This is a genomic window from Actinoplanes sp. NPDC051633 (assembly GCF_040681735.1).
In the GTDB taxonomy this organism is placed as follows: Bacteria; Actinomycetota; Actinomycetes; order Mycobacteriales; family Micromonosporaceae; genus Actinoplanes.
In genome coordinates this window covers 1-5,071 of the sequence record NZ_JBFAZH010000560.1, presented here as the reverse complement: position 1 = coordinate 5,071, position 5,071 = coordinate 1, and the positions used below count along the sequence as shown (strand labels likewise).

Annotated in this window: 3 protein-coding genes and 1 pseudogene; 3 read left to right on the top strand and 1 reads right to left on the bottom strand. The window is 71.7% G+C overall.

What is annotated here, in order from left to right:
• Both AB0M20_RS26550 and AB0M20_RS26545 read left to right on the top strand, forming a co-directional pair.
• Positions 1-201: BBE domain-containing protein (locus tag AB0M20_RS26550; RefSeq protein ID WP_364302658.1), on the top strand; the 201-nt coding region annotated here is incomplete at its 5' end.
• A gap of 93 nt (positions 202-294) precedes the next feature.
• The gene (locus tag AB0M20_RS26545; RefSeq protein WP_364302656.1) at positions 295-2,640 is read left to right on the top strand and encodes an EAL domain-containing protein; all 2,346 of its coding nucleotides are present in this window, start codon (positions 295-297) and stop codon (positions 2,638-2,640) included.
• Positions 2,641-2,689: 49 nt separating this feature from the next.
• On the opposite strand, the gene AB0M20_RS26540 is transcribed toward AB0M20_RS26545, so the two are convergent.
• A complete protein-coding gene (locus tag AB0M20_RS26540) occupies positions 2,690-4,615 on the bottom strand; it encodes a penicillin acylase family protein (RefSeq protein WP_364302654.1) in 1,926 nt (641 codons plus the stop codon).
• A gap of 118 nt (positions 4,616-4,733) precedes the next feature.
• On the opposite strand from AB0M20_RS26540, the pseudogene AB0M20_RS26535 reads away from it, so the two are divergent.
• A pseudogene (locus AB0M20_RS26535) lies at positions 4,734-5,071 on the top strand (pyridoxal-dependent decarboxylase); the annotation flags it as partial.

Sequence of the window (5,071 nt, the reverse complement as noted above, 5' to 3'; positions counted from 1 at the left end):
ACCCGCTGGACCGTGGACTACTGGGAAGCCATCCATCCGTATTCGGCCGGCGGCGCCTACGTGAACTTCATGATGGATGAGGGCAACGAGCGGGTGCGGGCCACCTACCAGGGCAACTACGACCGGCTGACCCAGGTCAAGGACACCTACGACCCGACGAACGCCCTGCACGTGAACCCGAACGTCCCACCGAAGAAGTGATCTGGCGCACCGTGCTGGTCCTCCGGTGGACCAGCACGGCGTCCCGCCGCCGGATTTGGTTGACTCGGCCCTCCGGGTGCCGATTCTTGCGACGTGCGGGCGAACGAGGGACGGTGGCGCGGCGCCGGGGCGCTGTTGCGCGATCCCGGCATCGGCGGTGCGCTCCTGCTTGCCCTGCTCTGCTGCCTGGTGCCCGTTTTCGGCGTCGGTGACAACTCCTTCCAGCTCCGCTTCGTGTGGTTCGTGCAGGTGCCGTTCGACGTTCTGTTCGCCTGGTTCGCCTGGCGGGCGTCCCGGGTCCCCGGCGTGGAACGCCTCGTCCGCAACTACATGCTCACCGCCGCGGTCGGCGCGGTCCTGTTCCTGATCGGCGACGGCTGGCAGGCGATCCGCACGCTGATCCACCCGGCGGTGTCGGAGCTCAACGGCGGCACCGAGCAGACCGTCTTCTACCTCGCCGGCTGCGGCCTGCTCATCGTGCGGATGCTCACCCATCCGACACCCGGCGGCACCCGTGGCGAGCGGCTGCGTTTCCACCTCGACGCGCTCGCGGTGCTGGTCTGCGGCGGCGTGCTGGCCTGGTGCTTCAGCATCGACCCGGCGAAGGGTGGCCCGGCCGCGGCGGTCAGCACGGTGATCGCGCTCAGCATCATGCTGGTCGCCGCCTTCGCGGCCGTGAAGCTGTTGCTCAGCGGCACCGCGCCGGTGACCGTGAGCGCCGCGATCCCGATGGTCGCCGCGGCCGCCTGCCTCGGCTTGAGCATGTTCCTCTCGCCGATGGTCGACGGAGAGCTGAACCCGGTTCTGCTGGTGCTGCGCACCCTGGCCCCGGCGCTGATCGCCATCGGCCCGCGGATCCAGGAGCGGCAGACCCGGGTACGCCCGCGCTGGCACCGCGAGCGGCCCCGCCGGCCCTATCACGTGTTGCCGTACGCGGCGGTGGTCGTGACGTTCGGCGTCTTCCTGGTGATGATGCCGACCGACATCATGGGCGCGCAGGCGTGGGGCGGCGTGATCGGCGTGGTCACCATCACGGCGGTGGTCGTGGTGCGGCAACTGCTCGCCTTCCTGGACAACTTCGAGCTGATCAACCGGCTCGACGTCACCCTGCTCGAGCTGCGCGGGCACCAGACGATGCTGCACGAGCAGGCCACCCAGGACGGCCTCACCAAGCTGGTGAACCGCACCGCGTTCAGCGAGGCGGTGGCCGCCGACCTGACCGACCGGCGGTCCGCCGCGCACGGCCTCGCGGTGCTGCTGATCGACCTGGACGACTTCAAGGCGGTGAACGACACTCTCGGGCACGGCGTCGGCGACGGCCTGCTGATCACCGTCGCCGAACGGCTGCGGGGCGCGGTCCGGGCCAAGGACCTGGTTTCCCGGCTGGGCGGCGACGAGTTCGCGGTGCTGCTGCGCGGGGTGGGCGCCGACGAGGCCGCCGCGATGGCCGACCGGATCCTCGCCGACGTGATCCAGCCGGCCCGGGTGGATGGGCACATGCTCGTGGTGAAGGCGAGCATCGGCGTCGCGCCGGCCGAATCCGGCGACGACGTCGAGGGCCTGCTGCGCAACGCCGACATCGCGATGTACGCCGCGAAGGACGCCGGCAAGAGCGGGGTGCGGCAGTACGACGCCGGCATGGGCGCCCGCATCCTGGAGACCGTGGAGCTGGGCAACCGGCTGCGCGACGCGATCGGCACCGACCAGTTCCGGCTCGTCTACCAGCCCATCGTCGAGATGGAGACCGGCGCGGTCACCGGCGCCGAGGCGCTGGTCCGCTGGCAACCGCCGGGTCGCGACCCGGTGTCCCCGGCCGACTTCATCCCGACCGCCGAGAGCACCGGCGAGATCGTGCCGCTGGGCCGGTGGATCCTGCGCGAGGCGTGCCGCCAGCTCGCGCGGTGGCGTCGGGACCACCCCGGGGCGGCCGGGCTCACGATGTCGGTGAACGTGACCGGCCGGCAGTTGCAGGTTCCCGGGTTCGTCGACGAGGTGGCCGGGATCCTGGCCGAGTTCGGCATCCCGGCCGACCGGCTCGTCATCGAGATCACCGAGACCGCCGTGCTGGATGACCCGGCCGTGCTGGAGGCGCTGCACGGGCTTCGGGCGCTGGGTCTCGACCTGGCACTGGACGACTTCGGCACCGCCGCGTCGTCGCTGGGCCTGCTGCTCACCTGCCCGATGTCGGGGCTCAAGCTGGACCGGTCGTTCGTCGACCGGCTGGGCCTGGACTCGCGCCCGACGGCGGTGGCGACCGCGGTCAGCCAGATCGCCCGCGCGCTGAACCTGGGCACGGTCGCCGAGGGCGTGGAGTCGCCGGAGCAGGCACGCATACTGCTCGACCTCGGCTACCGTCGTGCACAGGGCTTCCTCTACTCGAGGCCGCTCCCGCCGGCCGCCTTCGCGCAGAGCTGGCAGGCGGCACAGATCGCCGCCTGACCGAAGTGGTAGCCCAGGAGGCCATCGAGGCCGCGGACAGCCTCCTGGGCTACCACTTCTGCTCCAGCCGCAGGGCGGACCAGTCGCGGATCACCGGGACCAGGTCGCCGTCGCGCCACCTGGGCAACTGGTCTTTGAAGTGCGGGGAGTCCGGCCGGCCGGAGGCGCCGAAGGGCACGATCCACCGGCTGCGGTCCGGCACCGCGACGTCCCACACATAGCGTGCGACCGACCCGAACCAGCAGTCGTCCGTCACGCCGGGCAGGCTTCTCGTCGCCCGCACACAGTCGCTGTCGCCGGAGAGCGGCACGGTCTCGCCGAGCGCCGTGGCGGGCACCAGGTTCAGCGGCGTCAACACGTGCGTGGCGCCCCACGGCCCGGGCGGCGGATCGGCCGCCACGTCGGCCAGCGCCGCCTCCGCGATCTCCTCGGTGATCAGCTGGTCCAGCGCCTGCCCGATCCGCTGCACCGGGTTCAGCCACGGCGCGAAGAGCGGGTCGAACCCGGTGTCGGTGAGCAGCGGCGCCAGCGTCGGGGTGAGCCGCCGCACGGCCGCGTGCCGCCACGCCGCGAACAGCGCCGCCTCGTGGCTGTCCGCGTCCATCCGCCGATCCCAGGCCAGCAGCCGCTCGTGGAGTTCGCGCGCGGCCGGCCCGCCGGGTGTGAGCCGTTCGAGGATGCCGAGACCCACAACCACGTCCACGTGTACGCGCTCCGGCGGTGTCCCCCGGCTAAGCAGGGCGGCGATGCGCCGGGCGCGGGTCGGCGGCGCGAAGTCGTACCCGAGATCCTCGGTGTCTCCCGGCCGGCGGTCGTTGGCGTTGACCACGGTGGCGCGCGCGGACCGCGGCATCGTCGCGTACCCCCGCCATCGGTATCTCTCGTCCCAGGCCGGCACCGGCACCTGCCGGTTGCGGTCGTCGCGCAGCGGCACCCGCCCGGCGGCGAAGCTGAGCAGCGCGCCCGTCGAGTCGGCGGTGACCACCGAGTTGACCGGCTCGACCCAGCACGACAGCGCTGCCGCGACGTCCTCGACGGTGGTGGCCCGCAACAACGGCAGCAGCGCCCCGAACCCCACCTCGAGGTCGACGCGGGCCGGCACGCGCAGGCTCAGGTTCCGGTCGATCACCGGGCCGCGCGGAGTCTCGATCACCTCGACCGTGACGTCGTCGGCGTCGCGTACCCGGATGGTCTCGACGTGCCGTGACACGCGCTCCCAGCCGGACCCGCCACGGGCCTCGACCTCGTCGCCGGACCGGCGCAGCTCCTCGATGTAGAGGTCCTGATAGTCGGCCATCGCGTTGGTGATCGCCCAGGCCACCTGCCCGGCGTGCCCGAAGTGCGGCACACCGGGTACGCCCGGGAAGGCGAAGCCGGCCACGTCGAACTCCGGGCAGGACAGCCGCACCTGGTGGTAGACGCCGGGCAGCTCGAGGAGCCGATGCGGGTCACCGGCGATGTACTCGCCGGCCACGGCCCACGAATTGCTGCCGCTGTCGGACGCCTCGCGGCGCGGGAACGTGCCGATCGTCGCCTCGACATGGCTGCGCCACATCTTGGTGGGGAAGGTCCCGAAGAGGATGTGCTGCACCAGGAAGATCCCGAGCGGCGTCCACGGCTCCCAGGGCGCCGGGCGCACGGCCAGCGCGGCGAACTCCGGCGCGTCGGTGGTGGGCAGCTCGCTGTTGACGCCGTCCACGTACGCGCCGACCCAGGTCCTGGTCTCGTCGTCGAGCCGCTCGTAGCTGCGCCGGGCGGTGTCGTCGAGCCGGGCGCGGCGCGCGAACCTGTCCCACGGCACCTCGGCTGCGCCGATCCGCTCGGCCAGCCGGCCCTCGGACCGCCACCGCTCGACCTCGATCTGCCACGCGCGATCGCGGGCCGCGGCCCGACCCTGAAGATAGGACAGTTCGAGGGCGGTGTCGGCGCGCAGGTGGGGGACACCCCATCCATCGCGGTAAATGGCGCTGGTCACTTGTTCCTCAGGGGGGATGGGTTCCTCGGTCGCGAGTTAGGTTACCCTCACCTAAGCCGAGGGCCGGTCCGAGGAGGGGCTTGTGAAGAGAACCCTCCCCCAACTGCTGAGGATCCGCATGACTTCTCCGGGCACTCCCCGTGATCACCTCCTCATCAACGGTTCGACCGACGCCCTCAAACGGATGGTGATGCAAGGTCTCGACCGGGTGGCCTCCCGCATCGGCCAGGTCGACAAGCCCTTCACCGGCATCGCCCCCGAGGCCCTTGCGCTCGAGGTGCAGGGCGTCGACCTCGACGAACCGCTGGGTACGGCGGGCGCCGTGCTGGACGAGCTGGAGAAGGTCTATCTGCGCGACGCGGTCTACTTCCACCACCCGCGCTGCCTGGCCCACCTGAACTGCCCGGTGGTCATCCCGGCGCTGCTCGGCGAGGCGGTGCTCAGCGCGGTCAACTC